At 51.7% G+C, this 14262-nt stretch carries 28 protein-coding genes; all 28 read left to right on the top strand.

Annotation, left to right across the window (positions count from 1 at the left end; all coding sequences use genetic code 11):
- The first annotated feature begins 244 nt into the window (after positions 1–244).
- The 28 genes from rpsJ to rplQ all read left to right on the top strand — a co-directional run bounded on the left by rpsJ (position 245) and on the right by rplQ (position 13922).
- Positions 245–556 (top strand): 30S ribosomal protein S10, encoded by a 312-nt coding sequence (gene rpsJ, locus SGP1_RS20845; protein ID WP_009639175.1) that lies wholly within the window; start codon positions 245–247, stop codon positions 554–556.
- A gap of 32 nt (positions 557–588) precedes the next feature.
- Complete coding sequence (rplC, locus tag SGP1_RS20840) at positions 589–1218, top strand: 50S ribosomal protein L3 (RefSeq protein ID WP_011412088.1); 630 nt, start codon at positions 589–591, stop codon at positions 1216–1218.
- A gap of 16 nt (positions 1219–1234) precedes the next feature.
- The gene (gene rplD / locus SGP1_RS20835) at positions 1235–1840 is read left to right on the top strand and encodes a 50S ribosomal protein L4 (protein ID WP_011412087.1); all 606 of its coding nucleotides are present in this window, start codon (positions 1235–1237) and stop codon (positions 1838–1840) included.
- Positions 1837–2139: a 50S ribosomal protein L23 gene (rplW, locus tag SGP1_RS20830; RefSeq protein WP_011412086.1), complete on the top strand. Its 303-nt coding sequence runs from the start codon at positions 1837–1839 to the stop codon at positions 2137–2139. The genes rplD and rplW overlap by 4 nt, the downstream gene beginning before the upstream one ends.
- A gap of 18 nt (positions 2140–2157) precedes the next feature.
- Positions 2158–2979 (top strand): 50S ribosomal protein L2, encoded by an 822-nt coding sequence (gene rplB / locus SGP1_RS20825; RefSeq protein ID WP_011412085.1) that lies wholly within the window; start codon positions 2158–2160, stop codon positions 2977–2979.
- A 16-nt stretch (positions 2980–2995) separates the two neighbouring features.
- Entirely contained in the window at positions 2996–3274 is a 279-nt protein-coding gene (gene rpsS / locus SGP1_RS20820) for a 30S ribosomal protein S19 (RefSeq protein ID WP_011412084.1), read from the top strand.
- Between the two features lie 14 nt (positions 3275–3288).
- Entirely contained in the window at positions 3289–3621 is a 333-nt protein-coding gene (gene rplV / locus SGP1_RS20815) for a 50S ribosomal protein L22 (protein ID WP_011412083.1), read from the top strand.
- A 17-nt stretch (positions 3622–3638) separates the two neighbouring features.
- Entirely contained in the window at positions 3639–4337 is a 699-nt protein-coding gene (rpsC, locus tag SGP1_RS20810) for a 30S ribosomal protein S3 (protein WP_011412082.1), read from the top strand.
- A 12-nt stretch (positions 4338–4349) separates the two neighbouring features.
- The gene (gene rplP / locus SGP1_RS20805; RefSeq protein ID WP_011412081.1) at positions 4350–4760 is read left to right on the top strand and encodes a 50S ribosomal protein L16; all 411 of its coding nucleotides are present in this window, start codon (positions 4350–4352) and stop codon (positions 4758–4760) included.
- On the top strand, positions 4760–4951 hold the full coding sequence (rpmC, locus tag SGP1_RS20800) for a 50S ribosomal protein L29 (RefSeq protein WP_011412080.1): 192 nt from the start codon (positions 4760–4762) through the stop codon (positions 4949–4951). Before rplP ends, rpmC begins: the two co-directional genes overlap by 1 nt.
- On the top strand, positions 4951–5205 hold the full coding sequence (rpsQ, locus tag SGP1_RS20795) for a 30S ribosomal protein S17 (protein ID WP_011412079.1): 255 nt from the start codon (positions 4951–4953) through the stop codon (positions 5203–5205). The genes rpmC and rpsQ overlap by 1 nt, the downstream gene beginning before the upstream one ends.
- Before the next feature lie 170 nt (positions 5206–5375).
- Complete coding sequence (gene rplN, locus SGP1_RS20790) at positions 5376–5747, top strand: 50S ribosomal protein L14 (protein WP_011412078.1); 372 nt, start codon at positions 5376–5378, stop codon at positions 5745–5747.
- A 10-nt stretch (positions 5748–5757) separates the two neighbouring features.
- Positions 5758–6072, top strand: coding sequence for a 50S ribosomal protein L24 (gene rplX, locus SGP1_RS20785; protein ID WP_011412077.1), 315 nt, complete (start codon positions 5758–5760; stop codon positions 6070–6072).
- A 14-nt stretch (positions 6073–6086) separates the two neighbouring features.
- Entirely contained in the window at positions 6087–6626 is a 540-nt protein-coding gene (gene rplE / locus SGP1_RS20780; RefSeq protein ID WP_011412076.1) for a 50S ribosomal protein L5, read from the top strand.
- 13 nt (positions 6627–6639) lie between these two features.
- Positions 6640–6945 carry a 30S ribosomal protein S14 gene (rpsN, locus tag SGP1_RS20775; RefSeq protein WP_011412075.1) on the top strand — a complete coding sequence of 102 codons (306 nt, stop codon included), beginning with the start codon at positions 6640–6642 and terminating at the stop codon, positions 6943–6945.
- A 34-nt stretch (positions 6946–6979) separates the two neighbouring features.
- Positions 6980–7372, top strand: a complete 393-nt coding sequence (gene rpsH, locus SGP1_RS20770; protein WP_011412074.1) for a 30S ribosomal protein S8 — start codon at positions 6980–6982, stop codon at positions 7370–7372.
- A 13-nt stretch (positions 7373–7385) separates the two neighbouring features.
- A complete protein-coding gene (gene rplF / locus SGP1_RS20765) occupies positions 7386–7919 on the top strand; it encodes a 50S ribosomal protein L6 (protein WP_011412073.1) in 534 nt (177 codons plus the stop codon).
- 9 nt (positions 7920–7928) lie between these two features.
- Positions 7929–8282, top strand: coding sequence for a 50S ribosomal protein L18 (rplR, locus tag SGP1_RS20760; protein ID WP_011412072.1), 354 nt, complete (start codon positions 7929–7931; stop codon positions 8280–8282).
- A gap of 14 nt (positions 8283–8296) precedes the next feature.
- Positions 8297–8797 carry a 30S ribosomal protein S5 gene (gene rpsE / locus SGP1_RS20755; protein WP_011412071.1) on the top strand — a complete coding sequence of 167 codons (501 nt, stop codon included), beginning with the start codon at positions 8297–8299 and terminating at the stop codon, positions 8795–8797.
- Positions 8798–8803: 6 nt separating this feature from the next.
- Entirely contained in the window at positions 8804–8983 is a 180-nt protein-coding gene (gene rpmD / locus SGP1_RS20750; protein WP_011412070.1) for a 50S ribosomal protein L30, read from the top strand.
- Between the two features lie 3 nt (positions 8984–8986).
- Positions 8987–9421, top strand: a complete 435-nt coding sequence (gene rplO / locus SGP1_RS20745) for a 50S ribosomal protein L15 (RefSeq protein ID WP_011412069.1) — start codon at positions 8987–8989, stop codon at positions 9419–9421.
- Between the two features lie 7 nt (positions 9422–9428).
- Complete coding sequence (secY, locus tag SGP1_RS20740) at positions 9429–10760, top strand: preprotein translocase subunit SecY (protein WP_011412068.1); 1332 nt, start codon at positions 9429–9431, stop codon at positions 10758–10760.
- A 33-nt stretch (positions 10761–10793) separates the two neighbouring features.
- A complete protein-coding gene (gene rpmJ, locus SGP1_RS28545) occupies positions 10794–10910 on the top strand; it encodes a 50S ribosomal protein L36 (RefSeq protein ID WP_002227352.1) in 117 nt (38 codons plus the stop codon).
- A 147-nt stretch (positions 10911–11057) separates the two neighbouring features.
- Positions 11058–11414, top strand: a complete 357-nt coding sequence (gene rpsM / locus SGP1_RS20735; RefSeq protein ID WP_011412067.1) for a 30S ribosomal protein S13 — start codon at positions 11058–11060, stop codon at positions 11412–11414.
- Positions 11415–11430: 16 nt separating this feature from the next.
- Positions 11431–11820, top strand: coding sequence for a 30S ribosomal protein S11 (rpsK, locus tag SGP1_RS20730; protein ID WP_011412066.1), 390 nt, complete (start codon positions 11431–11433; stop codon positions 11818–11820).
- A gap of 30 nt (positions 11821–11850) precedes the next feature.
- A complete protein-coding gene (gene rpsD / locus SGP1_RS20725) occupies positions 11851–12471 on the top strand; it encodes a 30S ribosomal protein S4 (RefSeq protein ID WP_011412065.1) in 621 nt (206 codons plus the stop codon).
- Positions 12472–12496: 25 nt separating this feature from the next.
- A complete protein-coding gene (locus SGP1_RS20720) occupies positions 12497–13486 on the top strand; it encodes a DNA-directed RNA polymerase subunit alpha (protein ID WP_011412064.1) in 990 nt (329 codons plus the stop codon).
- A gap of 40 nt (positions 13487–13526) precedes the next feature.
- The gene (gene rplQ / locus SGP1_RS20715) at positions 13527–13922 is read left to right on the top strand and encodes a 50S ribosomal protein L17 (protein WP_011412063.1); all 396 of its coding nucleotides are present in this window, start codon (positions 13527–13529) and stop codon (positions 13920–13922) included.
- Positions 13923–14262: the final 340 nt, after the last annotated feature.

The raw sequence follows: 14262 nt of genomic DNA, 5'->3' as shown, positions 1-14262 counted from the left end.
AGCGCTTCTCCCTTTTCACCGCCCGCGCTTGCTTCCTGTACAGATTTGCGTATAATGCGCGGGCTTGTCTTGTATAGTTATTCAACTTGACGAGCCGACCCGCTCGTTGGGTCCGCTCAGGCGGTAAGCCAGCTGACAACATCCCCAATTGGGGGATAAGACTGAACGATTGCACTCCCCCATCAATCGAAATGGGCGTGAGGAGTATTTTTTTACGTTTATAAATAATTGGAGCTCTGGTCTCATGCAGAACCAAAGAATCCGTATCCGTTTGAAAGCGTTTGATCATCGTCTGATTGATCAATCAACCGCGGAAATCGTCGAGACTGCCAAACGTACCGGTGCTCAGGTACGTGGTCCGATCCCGCTGCCGACCCGCAAAGAGCGCTTTACCATTCTGATCTCTCCGCATGTCAACAAAGATGCGCGCGATCAGTATGAAATCCGCACTCACAAGCGTCTGGTTGACATCGTTGAGCCAACCGAAAAAACCGTTGATGCTCTGATGCGTCTGGACCTGGCTGCCGGTGTAGACGTGCAGATCAGCCTGGGTTAATCAGGTCGTAGAACGATTGAGAGGTTGAAACAATGAAGGGTTTAATCGGACGTAAAGTGGGCATGACTCGCATCTTCACTGAAGATGGCGTTTCTATCCCAGTCACCGTTATCGAAATTGAAGCAAACCGCGTGACCCAGGTTAAAGATCTGGAAAACGACGGATACCGCGCTATCCAGGTTACCGCCGGTACTAAAAAAGCCAATCGCGTAATCAAACCGGAAGCCGGTCATTTTGCGAAGGCGGGCGTTGAAGCCGGCCGTGGTCTGTGGGAATTCCGCGTCGAAGACGGCGAAGAAGTCACCGTTGGCCAGAGCATCACCGTAGAACTGTTTGCTGATGTCAAAAAAGTCGACGTTACTGGTACCTCCAAAGGTAAAGGATTTGCCGGCACTGTAAAGCGCTGGAACTTCCGCACCCAGGATGCTACCCACGGTAACTCCTTGTCCCACCGCGTTCCGGGTTCTATCGGTCAGAACCAGACTCCGGGAAAAGTATTCAAGGGCAAGAAAATGGCAGGCCAGCTGGGCAACGAACGCGTAACCGTTCAGAGCCTGGACGTGGTACGTGTTGACGTAGAACGCAACCTGCTGCTGGTCAAAGGCGCCGTCCCGGGAGCAACCGGTGGTGACTTGATCGTTAAACCGGCTGTCAAGGCGTAACGTCGAGGAGATAGGAATGGAATTGGTATTGAAAGACGCGCAAAGCGCGCTGACTGTTTCCGAAACTACCTTCGGGCGTGACTTCAACGAAGCGCTGGTCCACCAGGTTGTTGTGGCTTACGCAGCAGGTGCCCGTCAGGGGAGCCGCGGTCAGAAGACCCGAGCCGAAGTCACTGGTTCCGGTAAAAAACCCTGGCGTCAGAAGGGTACCGGCCGTGCGCGTTCCGGTAGCGTTAAGAGCCCGATCTGGCGTTCTGGTGGCGTTACTTTTGCCGCCAAGCCGCAGGATCACAGTCAGAAAGTGAATAAGAAGATGTACCGCGGGGCGCTGAAAAGTATCCTGTCTGAACTGGTACGTCAGGATCGTTTGATCGTTGTTGAACAGTTCTCTGTCAAAGCGCCGAAAACCAAGCTGCTGGCACAGAAACTGAAAGACATGGCGTTGGAAGATGTGCTGATCATTACCGGCGAACTGGACGAAAACCTGTTCCTGGCTGCGCGTAACCTCTACAAAGTAGACGTACGCGATGCTAATGGTATCGACCCGGTTAGCCTGATCGCCTTCGACAAAGTTGTTATGACGGCTGACGCTGTTAAGCAAGTTGAGGAGATGCTGGCATGATTCGTGAAGAACGTCTGCTGAAAGTACTGCGCGCGCCGCATGTTTCTGAAAAAGCATCTACCGCGATGGAAAAACACAACACCATCGTACTCAAAGTAGCTAAAGATGCGACCAAAGCAGAAATCAAAGCCGCTGTGCATAAACTGTTTGAAGTCGAAGTCAATGACGTGCGTACCCTGGTTGTCAAAGGGAAAACCAAACGTCACGGACAGCGTATCGGTCGTCGTAGCGACTGGAAAAAAGCTTACGTCACCCTGAAAGAAGGCCAGAACCTGGACTTCATCGGCGGCGCAGAGTAAGTCGGAGGAGTAAGAACAATGGCAATTGTTAAATGTAAACCGACATCTCCGGGTCGTCGCCACGTTGTTAAAGTGGTCAACCCTGAGCTGCACAAGGGCAAACCTTATGCCCCGTTGCTGGAAACTCTCAGCAAATCCGGTGGCCGTAACAACAATGGCCGTATCACTACGCGCCATATTGGCGGTGGCCACAAGCAACACTATCGCCTGATTGACTTTAAACGCAATAAAGACGGTATTCCGGCAGTGGTAGAACGTCTGGAGTATGATCCTAACCGTTCCGCCAATATCGCGCTGGTGTTGTACAAAGATGGTGAACGTCGTTATATCCTGGCACCGAAAGGCCTGAAGGCCGGTGAGCAGATTCAATCTGGCGTCGATGCGGCAATCAAAGCCGGTAACGCTCTGCCGATGCGCAATATTCCGGTTGGCTCCACCGTGCATAACGTGGAAATGAAACCGGGTAAAGGCGGTCAGCTGGCGCGTTCAGCAGGTGCTTATGTTCAGATCGTGGCTCGTGATGGCGCTTATGTCACGCTGCGTCTGCGTTCCGGTGAAATGCGCAAAATTCAGTCCGAATGCCGTGCTACCCTGGGCGAAGTAGGTAATGCCGAACACATGCTGCGTGTACTGGGTAAAGCCGGTGCCAGCCGCTGGCGTGGCATCCGTCCGACCGTTCGCGGTACGGCGATGAACCCGGTCGACCACCCGCACGGTGGTGGTGAAGGTCGTAACTTTGGTAAGCATCCGGTAACCCCGTGGGGCATTCAGACCAAAGGTAAGAAGACCCGTAGCAATAAGCGTACTGATAAATTCATCGTACGTCGCCGTAGCAAATAATATTAGAGGATAAACCATGCCACGTTCTCTCAAGAAAGGTCCATTTATTGACCTGCACTTGCTGAAGAAGGTAGAGAAAGCGGTGGAAAGCGGTGACAAGAAGCCTATTCGCACTTGGTCCCGTCGTTCAACGATCTTTCCAACAATGATCGGTTTGACCATCGCTGTCCATAATGGTCGTCAGCACGTACCCGTTTTTGTCGCCGATGAAATGGTCGGTCACAAACTGGGTGAATTCGCGCCGACGCGTACTTATCGCGGCCATGCGGCCGACAAAAAGGCCAAAAAGCGCTAAGGTAGGAGGAAGAGATGGAAACTATCGCTCAACATCGCCACGCTCGCTCTTCTGCTCAAAAGGTTCGCCTGGTGGCCGACCTAATTCGCGGTAAGAAAGTGTCGCAAGCTCTGGAAGTTCTGACCTATACCAACAAGAAAGCTGCTGGTCTGGTGAAGAAAGTACTGGAGTCTGCCATTGCTAACGCTGAACACAACGATGGCGCAGATATCGATGATCTGAAAGTCGCGAAGATTTTCGTCGACGCTGGCCCGAGCATGAAGCGCATTATGCCGCGTGCCAAGGGGCGTGCAGATCGTATCCTGAAGCGCACCAGCCACATTACTGTGGTTGTGTCCGATCGCTGAGACTCTGGAGACTAGCAATGGGTCAGAAAGTACATCCTAATGGTATTCGCTTGGGTATTGTTAAACCCTGGAATTCTACCTGGTATGCGAATACTAAAGAATTCGCTGACAACCTGGACAGTGACTTTAAAGTTCGTCAGTTCCTGACCAAGGAATTGTCGAAAGCTTCGGTTTCCCGCTTGGTGATCGAACGTCCGGCCAAGAGCATCCGTGTGACCATTCACACCGCTCGTCCGGGCATCGTGATCGGCAAGAAAGGCGAAGACGTTGAAAAACTGCGTAAGGTCGTAGCGGATATCGCTGGCGTACCGGCGCAGATTAATATCGCTGAAGTCCGTAAGCCAGAACTGGACGCCAAACTGGTCGCCGACAGCATCTCTTCGCAGCTGGAACGTCGCGTTATGTTCCGTCGTGCGATGAAGCGTGCCGTGCAGAACGCCATGCGTCTTGGCGCTAAGGGGATTAAAGTTGAAGTCAGCGGCCGTCTGGGCGGCGCTGAAATCGCACGTACCGAATGGTACCGCGAAGGTCGTGTTCCGTTGCACACCCTGCGTGCGGATATCGACTACAACACCTCCGAAGCGCACACCACTTATGGTGTCATCGGCGTAAAAGTGTGGATCTTCAAAGGTGAGATCTTAGGTGGTATGGCTGCCGTTGAACAACCGGAACCGGCTGCTCAACCTAAAAAGCAGCAGCGTAAAGGCCGCAAGTAAGGAGAGTCGCTGATGTTACAACCAAAGCGTACAAAATTCCGTAAGATGCACAAAGGCCGCAACCGTGGTCTGGCAGTAGGTACGGATGTTAGCTTCGGTACTTTCGGTCTGAAAGCTGTTGGCCGTGGTCGTTTGACCGCTCGTCAAATCGAAGCAGCACGTCGTGCCATGACACGTGCAGTTAAGCGTCAAGGTAAGATCTGGATCCGGATTTTCCCGGACAAACCGATCACCGAAAAGCCGCTTGAAGTGCGTATGGGTAAAGGTAAAGGTAACGTAGAATACTGGGTTGCCTTGATTCAGCCGGGTAAAGTCCTGTACGAAATGGACGGCGTTCCGGAAGAGCTTGCCCGTGAAGCCTTCAAGCTGGCAGCAGCAAAACTGCCGATTAAAACCACCTTTGTAACTAAGACGGTGATGTAATGAAAGCAAATGAGCTGCGTGAAAAAAGCGCTGAAGAGCTGAACACCGAACTGCTGAACCTGCTGCGCGAGCAATTCAACCTGCGTATGCAGGCTTCCAGTGGCCAGCTGCAGCAGACCCACCTGTTAAAGCAGGTGCGCCGCAATGTTGCGCGCGTGAAGACGTTATTGACTGAGAAGGCGGGTGCTTAATGAGTGACAAAATCCGTACTCTGCAAGGTCGTGTGGTCAGCGATAAAATGGAGAAATCCATTGTTGTGGCCATCGAACGTTTTGTGAAACACCCGATCTACGGCAAGTTCATCAAACGTACGACCAAGCTCCACGTACATGACGAGAACAATGACAGCAACATCGGCGACATCGTTGAAATCAGCGAATGTCGTCCGATTTCCAAGACCAAGTCCTGGACGCTGGTTCGCGTTGTAGAGAAAGCGATTCTGTAAAACGGTAAGCGCGCTCTAAACAGATAAACGGCTCGTCCTTTGAGCTGTTTATTTTTCTACCCATACACCAGGAGCAGTGTTATAATACTGCACCCTGTATTTGGGTTTTTTCTTACGACCGATTCAGGTCATTAAGTATAAGTAGTAGTTGACATTAGCGGAGCACTAACATGATCCAAGAACAGACTATGCTGACCGTGGCCGACAACTCCGGTGCACGTCGCGTAATGTGTATCAAGGTTCTAGGTGGCTCGCACCGTCGCTACGCAGGCGTCGGCGACATTATCAAAATTACCATCAAGGAAGCGATTCCTCGTGGCAAAGTAAAAAAAGGTGATGTCCTGAAGGCGGTAGTGGTGCGCACCAAGAAGGGTGTTCGTCGCCCTGACGGTTCTGTCGTTCGCTTCGATGGTAATGCTTGTGTTTTGTTGAACAACAACAGTGAGCAACCTATCGGTACGCGTATTTTTGGGCCGGTGACTCGTGAACTGCGTACCGAAAAGTTCATGAAGATCATTTCCCTGGCACCTGAAGTACTCTAAGGAGCGAATCATGGCAGCGAAAATCCGTCGTGATGACGAAGTTATCGTGCTGACCGGCAAAGATAAAGGTAAGCGCGGTAAAGTAAAAAATGTCCTATCTTCCGGCAAGGCGATTGTTGAAGGTATCAATCTGATCAAGAAACATCAAAAACCAGTACCGGCCATGAACCAGCCGGGTGGCATCGTTGAGAAAGAAGCGGCAATCGATCTTTCCAACCTTGCAATCTTCAATGCGGCGGCCAGCAAGGCGGACCGTGTGGGCTTTAAGATTGAAGACGGCAAAAAAGTGCGTGTCTTCAAATCTAACGGCGAAACTATCAAGTAATTTGGAGTAGTACGATGGCGAAACTGCATGATTACTACAAAGACGAAGCAGTCTCTCAACTGATGAAACAGTTCGGCTACCATTCTGTCATGCAAGTCCCTCGGGTCGAGAAGATCACCCTGAATATGGGTGTGGGTGAAGCAATTGCCGATAAAAAGCTGCTGGATAACGCCGCAGCCGATTTGACCGCGATTTCAGGCCAAAAGCCGCTTATCACCAAAGCACGCAAATCTGTTGCTGGCTTTAAAATCCGTCAGGGCTATCCGATCGGTTGTAAAGTAACCCTGCGTGGCGAACGCATGTGGGAGTTCTTTGATCGACTGATTTCCATTGCTGTACCGCGTATCCGTGACTTCCGTGGCCTGTCCGCCAAATCATTTGATGGCCGTGGCAACTACAGCATGGGCGTGCATGAACAGATCATCTTCCCGGAAATCGACTATGACAAAGTCGATCGCGTTCGTGGCATGGATATTACCATCACCACCACTGCGAAATCCGATGATGAAGGCCGTGCGCTGTTGACCGCCTTTAACTTCCCATTCCGAAAGTAAGGTAGGGTTACTGATGGCTAAACAATCCATGAAAGCACGCGAAGTAAAACGCGTGAAATTAGCTGATAAATTCTTCGCCAAACGCGCTGAACTTAAAACCATCATCTCCGACGTGAATGCTTCCGATGAAGACCGTTGGGATGCGGTTCTCAAGCTGCAGACTCTGCCGCGTGATTCCAGCCCGTCTCGTCAGCGTAACCGCTGCCGTCAAACAGGTCGTCCGCACGCTTTCCTGCGGAAATTCGGGTTGAGCCGTATCAAGGTCCGTGAAGCCGCTATGCGCGGTGAAATCCCGGGTCTGAGAAAGGCTAGCTGGTAAATTGTCACCAATTGAATCACGGGAGTAAAGACAGATGAGCATGCAAGATCCGATCGCGGATATGCTGACCCGTATCCGTAACGGTCAAGCCGCGAACAAAACCGCGGTCTCCATGCCTTCTTCCAAGCTTAAAGTGGCAATTGCCAACTTGCTGAAAGAAGAAGGCTTTATCGAAGATTACAAAGTTGAAGGCGACACCAAGCCGACGCTGGAACTGGTACTGAAGTACTTCCAGGGTAAGCCGGTGGTAGAAACCATTCAGCGTATCAGCCGCCCCGGCCTGCGTATCTACAAGAAAAAAGATGCGTTGCCGAAAGTAATGGCAGGCATGGGTATCGCGGTGATTTCTACCTCTAAAGGTGTCATGACTGATCGTGCGGCTCGCCAGGCTGGTCTTGGTGGCGAGATTATCTGCTACGTAGCGTAATTGGGAGGAAAGAATGTCTCGTGTTGCTAAAGCACCCGTCGTCATTCCTGCCGGCGTAGAGGTAAAACTCAACGGTCAGGTTATTTCGATTAAGGGTAAAAACGGCGAGCTGACTCGTACTATCCACGAAGCTGTTGACGTTCAGCATGCTGATAACCAGCTGTCTTTTGCTCCGCGCGAAGGTCATGCCAACGGTTGGGCCCTTGCAGGCACCACGCGTGCGTTGCTGAACGGTATGGTGATTGGTGTGACCGACGGCTTCACTAAAAAGCTACAGCTGGTAGGCGTAGGTTACCGTGCTGCAGTGAAAGGTAATGTGGTGAATTTGTCTCTGGGATTTTCTCACCCCATCGACCATCAACTGCCGGCAGGTATCACCGCAGAATGCCCGAGCCAAACTGAAATCGTGCTGAAAGGCGCTGATAAGCAGATTATTGGCCAGGTTGCGGCAGATCTGCGTGCCTATCGTCGTCCTGAGCCTTATAAAGGCAAGGGTGTTCGTTACGCCGACGAAGTCGTGCGTACCAAAGAGGCTAAGAAGAAGTAAGGTAACACTATGGATAAGAAAGCAGCTCGTATCCGTCGTGCGACCCGCGCACGCCGCAAGCTCCAGGAATTGGGTGCTACCCGCCTGGTAGTACATCGTACCCCACGTCATATTTACGCACAGGTTATTGCACCAAACGGTTCTGAAGTCCTGGTAGCCGCTTCTACAGTGGAAAAAGCTATCGCGGAGCAATTAAAGGGTACCGGTAATAAAGACGCCGCCGCCGCAGTAGGTAAAACTATCGCCGTGCGGGCGCTGGAAAAAGGCATTAAAGATGTGTCCTTTGACCGTTCCGGGTTTCAATATCATGGTCGAGTCCAGGCACTGGCAGATGCTGCCCGTGAAGCTGGCCTTCAGTTCTAAGGTAGAGGTGTAAGATGGCACACATCGAAAAACAAGCTGGCGAACTGCAGGAAAAGCTGATCGCGGTAAACCGCGTATCTAAAACCGTAAAAGGTGGCCGTATTTTCAGCTTTACCGCACTGACGGTTGTCGGTGACGGTAACGGTCGCGTTGGTTTTGGCTACGGCAAAGCACGCGAAGTTCCGGCAGCTATCCAGAAAGCGATGGAAAAAGCCCGTCGCAACATGATGAATGTCGCGCTGAACAGTGGCACCCTGCAGCACCCGATTAAAGGTGTGCACACGGGTTCCCGCGTGTTCATGCAGCCGGCTTCCGAAGGTACCGGTATTATCGCCGGTGGTGCAATGCGCGCCGTCCTGGAAGTCGCAGGGGTTCACAACGTACTGGCAAAAGCCTATGGTTCCACCAACCCAATCAACGTGGTTCGTGCAACTATCGACGCTCTTGGCAATATGAAGTCTCCTGAAATGGTCGCTGCCAAGCGTGGTAAATCCGTTGAAGAAATTCTGGGGTAATTGACCATGGCACAGACTATCAAAATCACTCAGACTCGCAGTTCCATCGGTCGTCTGCCGAAACACAAGGCAACTCTGGTTGGCTTGGGCCTGCGTCGCATTGGCCATACCGTAGAGCGTGAAGATACTCCTGCTGTACGCGGTATGGTCAATTTGGTTTCCTATATGGTCAAAGTTGAGGAGTAAGAGATGCGTTTAAATACTCTGTCTCCGGCTGAGGGTTCCAAACACGCCTCTAAGCGTCCAGGCCGCGGTATTGGTTCTGGCTTGGGCAAAACCGGCGGTCGCGGTCACAAGGGTCAGAAGTCTCGTTCTGGCGGTGGCGTACGTCGCGGGTTTGAAGGCGGCCAGATGCCTCTGTACCGTCGTCTGCCGAAATTCGGCTTTACGTCGCGCAAATCCATGGTCACCGCGGAAATCCGCCTGTCCGATTTGGCGCACGTAGAAGGCGATGTGGTGGATCTGAACACGCTGAAAGCTGCTAACATCGTTGGCATCCAGACTGAATTCGCCAAAATCATGCTGTCCGGCGAAGTCAAACGTGCGGTAACCATACGTGGCCTGCGTGTTAGCAAAGGCGCGCGTGCTGCGATCGAAGCTGCCGGCGGTAAAATTGAGGAATAAGTAGCAGATGGCTAAACAACCGGGATTAGATTTTCAAAGCGCCAAAGGCGGACTGAGTGAACTGAAACGCAGACTTTTGTTTGTTATCGGGGCGCTTATTGTCTTCCGCATAGGCTCTTTTATTCCGATCCCTGGTATTGATGCCACCGTGCTTGCGAAATTGCTCGAACAGCAGCGGGGCACCATCATTGAAATGTTTAACATGTTCTCTGGTGGTGCGCTCAGCCGTGCTTCTATCTTCGCGTTGGGGATCATGCCGTATATTTCGGCATCGATAATCATTCAGCTGCTGACGGTGGTTCACCCGGCGCTGGCGGAGATAAAAAAAGAGGGTGAAGCTGGCAGACGTAAAATCAGCCAGTACACTCGCTATGGCACGTTGGTGTTGGCGATATTTCAGTCAATCGGTATTGCTACCGGTTTGCCGAATATGCCTGGAATGCAAGGTCTGGTGATTAATCCGGGCTTTGCGTTTTACTTTACTGCGGTAGTGAGCCTGGTCTGCGGGACGATGTTCCTGATGTGGCTGGGTGAACAGATTACTGAACGGGGTATCGGCAACGGTATCTCTATCATTATCTTCGCGGGTATCGTAGCGGGCTTGCCGCCTGCCATCGGCCACACTATTGAGCAAGCTCGACAAGGCGAAATGCACTTCCTCGTGTTGCTATTGGTTGCAGTTCTGGTGTTTGCGGTAACGTTTTTCGTGGTGTTCGTTGAACGTGGTCAGCGTCGTATCGTCGTTAACTACGCCAAGCGTCAGCAGGGACGTCGCGTTTATGCAGCCCAGAGCACGCATTTGCCGCTGAAAGTGAACATGGCTGGGGTTATCCCAGCAATTTTCGCCTCCAGTATCATTCTGTTTCCGGCCACGATCGCATCCTGGTTCGGAGGTGGCACAGGTTGGGACTGGCTGACTGCGATTTCGCTCTATTTGCAGCCTGGTCAACCGCTTTATGTGTTACTATATGCGGCTGCAATCATATTCTTCTGTTTCTTTTACACGGCGTTGGTATTCAACCCGCGCGAGACAGCAGATAACCTGAAGAAGTCCGGTGCATTTGTACCAGGCATTCGTCCGGGAGAGCAAACGGCAAGGTACATTGATAAGGTGATGACCCGCCTGACGTTGGTCGGTGCCATGTACATTACCTTCATCTGCCTAATCCCGGAGTTCATGCGTGACGCAATGAAAGCCCCCTTCTATTTTGGGGGCACGTCTTTATTGATCGTCGTTGTGGTTATCATGGACTTTATGGCTCAAGTGCAGACTCTGATGATGTCGAGTCAATACGAGTCCGCATTGAAGAAAGCAAACCTGAAAGGCTATAACCGCTAATTCAGGAAGCTTGAGAAGTTACGGAGAGTAAAAATGAAAGTTCGTGCTTCCGTCAAGAAATTATGTCGTAACTGTAAAATCGTTAAGCGTAACGGTGTCGTTCGTGTGATTTGCAGCGCTGAGCCTAAGCATAAACAACGCCAAGGCTAATATTTCCGGCATTTTTTTCTTGCAAAGTTGGGTTGAGCTGGCTAGATTAGCCAGCCAATCTTTTGTATGTTGCTGCAACATTGTTTGAGTATCCTGAAAACGGGCTTTTCAGAATGGTGTTGCCGTTAAAAATTTTAGGAGTGCATAGTGGCCCGTATAGCAGGCATTAACATTCCTGATCATAAACATACCGTTATTGCCCTAACGTCAATCTACGGTATCGGCAAAACCCGCTCGCAGCACATCTGCGCGGCTACGGGTATTGCTGAACATGTTAAGATCAGTGAGCTGTCTGAAGAGCAGATTGACACGCTGCGTGAAGCAGTTACCAAGTTTGTTGTCGAAGGCGATCTGCGCCGTGAAGTCACCCTGAGTATCAAGCGTCTGATGGACCTTGGTACCTATCGTGGTTTGCGTCATCGTCGTGGTCTTCCGGTTCGCGGTCAGCGTACCAAGACCAATGCCCGTACCCGTAAGGGTCCGCGCAAACCGATCAAGAAATAATCGGGGTGAGTAAATAATGGCTAAGGCACCTATTCGTGCACGTAAGCGTGTTAAAAAACAAGTTTCAGATGGTGTGGCTCATATCCATGCGTCTTTCAACAATACCATCGTAACTATTACCGATCGTCAGGGTAATGCGTTGGGTTGGGCTACCGCCGGTGGTTCCGGTTTCCGTGGTTCTCGTAAGTCTACTCCTTTCGCCGCGCAGGTCGCAGCAGAACGTTGCGCCGAAGCCGTGAAAGAATATGGCATCAAGAATCTGGAAGTTGTGGTTAAAGGACCAGGTCCAGGCCGCGAGTCTACCGTCCGCGCGTTAAACGCGGCTGGTTTCCGCATCACGAACATTACTGATGTGACTCCGATTCCCCATAACGGTTGTCGTCCGCCTAAAAAGCGCCGCGTATAACGCCGCTTTTAGGTTAGTTGGAGAAAGAAAATGGCAAGATATTTGGGTCCTAAGCTCAAGCTGAGCCGTCGTGAGGGCACAGACCTTTTCCTGAAGTCTGGCGTTCGCGCGATCGATTCCAAGTGCAAAATTGAGCAACCGCCCGGTCAGCACGGTGCGCGTAAACCGCGTCTATCTGATTACGGCGTACAGTTGCGCGAAAAACAAAAAGTTCGTCGTATTTACGGCGTGCTGGAACGTCAATTCCGCAACTACTACAAAGAAGCAGCACGCCTGAAAGGCAATACTGGTGAAAACCTGTTGCAGTTGCTTGAAGGTCGTCTCGACAACGTTGTTTACCGCATGGGCTTTGGTGCTACCCGCGCTGAATCACGTCAATTGGTCAGCCATAAGGCGATCATGGTGAATGGCCGCGTTGTTAACATCGCTTCTTACCAGGTTACTCCGAATGACGTTGTCAGCATCCGCGAGAAAGCGAAAAAGCAATCCCGTGTTCGTGCCTCATTGGAACTGGCTGAGCAGCGTGAAAAGCCGACCTGGCTTGAAGTCGACGCTGCTAAGATGGAAGGGGTGTTCAAACGTATTCCAGAACGTACCGATCTGTCTGCGGACATTAATGAACACCTGATCGTCGAGCTTTACTCCAAGTAAGGCTCGGTACCAAAGAGAGGACACAATGCAGGGTTCTGTGACAGAGTTTCTAAAACCGCGCCTGGTAGATATCGAGCAAGTCAGTTCGACGCATGCCAAGGTGACCCTTGAGCCCTTAGAGCGTGGCTTTGGCCATACTCTGGGTAACGCACTGCGCCGTATTCTGCTTTCATCGATGCCGGGTTGCGCGGTGACCGAGGTTGAGATTGATGGTGTACTGCACGAGTACAGCACCAAAGAAGGTGTACAGGAAGACATCCTGGAGATTCTGCTCAACCTGAAAGGGCTGGCGGTGAAAGTTCAAGGTAAAGATGACGTTATCTTGACCCTGAATAAATCTGGCATTGGCCCTGTGACCGCAGCCGACATCACCCATGATGGGGATGTCGAAATCGTCAAACCGCAGCATGTCCTGTGCCACCTGACCGATGAAAACGCCGCTATCAGCATGCGTATCAAGGTTCAGCGTGGACGTGGTTATGTTCCGGCTTCTGCCCGAATTCATTCGGAAGAATATGAGCGCCCGATCGGCCGTCTGCTGGTAGATGCATGCTATAGCCCCGTAGAGCGTATTGCCTACAATGTGGAAGCAGCGCGCGTTGAACAGCGTACCGACCTGGACAAGCTGGTTATCGAAATGGAAACCAATGGCACGATCGATCCTGAAGAGGCGATCCGCCGTGCGGCAACCATTCTGGCTGAACAACTGGAAGCTTTTGTTGACTTACGTGATGTACGTCAGCCGGAAGTGAAAGAAGAGAAACCAGAATTCGATCCGATCCTGCTGCGCCCCGTTGACGATCTGGAATTGACTGTCCGCTCTGCTAACTGCCTCAAGGCAGAAGCTATCCACTACATCGGTGATCTGGTACAGCGCACCGAGGTTGAGTTACTGAAAACGCCCAACCTTGGTAAAAAATCTCTTACCGAGATCAAAGACGTGTTGGCTTCCCGTGGGTTGTCTCTAGGCATGCGCCTTGAGAACTGGCCTCCGGCAAGTATCGCTGATGAATAACCCGATCACAGGTTAAGGTTTTACTGAGAAGGATAAGGTCATGCGCCATCGTAAGAGTGGTCGTCAACTGAACCGTAACAGCAGCCATCGCCAGGCCATGTTCCGTAACATGGCCGGCTCTTTGGTTCGTCATGAAATCATCAAGACGACCCTGCCGAAAGCGAAAGAGCTGCGCCGCGTTGTTGAACCGCTGATTACACTTGCCAAGACCGACAGCGTAGCAAATCGTCGTCTGGCATTCGCCCGCACTCGTGATAACGAGATCGTGGCAAAACTGTTTAACGAGCTGGGCCCGCGTTTCGCGAGCCGCGCCGGTGGTTACACTCGCATTTTGAAGTGTGGCTTCCGTGCAGGCGACAACGCACCGATGGCATACATCGAATTCGTTGATCACGCTGAAGCAACAGCTCCAGCAGCGGAAGCAACCGCAGAGTAATCTGCCGTTGTGCAAGCTTGTAAAAAACCGGGCCTGGCCCGGTTTTTTTATGCCCCAAAGTTGCCTGCCGCTTGGCGTAATAGGTGTGCCGCTGTGGTTGTTTTAGCGCGCAAAAGTCCATGGCGGGCATTTCAAGCCACAACCGTAGCCCGCATAATTTTCTGTTGGCGCGCGGGCCACCGTGGTCGGGCTGAAATTTCCCTTCTGCCATTAACAACTGCAAACGTCCCTCCAATGTTGCCGTCACCGTTTTCTATGGCCGATGATAAAGCCTATGTCGTTGTCCCAAACCAGCTCCTGGTCTAGCCCCTACGTCCGTCTTAGAAATGATTAATCAAGT

The organism is Sodalis glossinidius str. 'morsitans', from assembly GCF_000010085.1.
Lineage (GTDB): Bacteria > Pseudomonadota > Gammaproteobacteria > Enterobacterales > Enterobacteriaceae > Sodalis > Sodalis glossinidius.
Note: the sequence above shows the minus strand (reverse complement) of the source record. Positions and strands in the feature narration are given on the sequence as shown.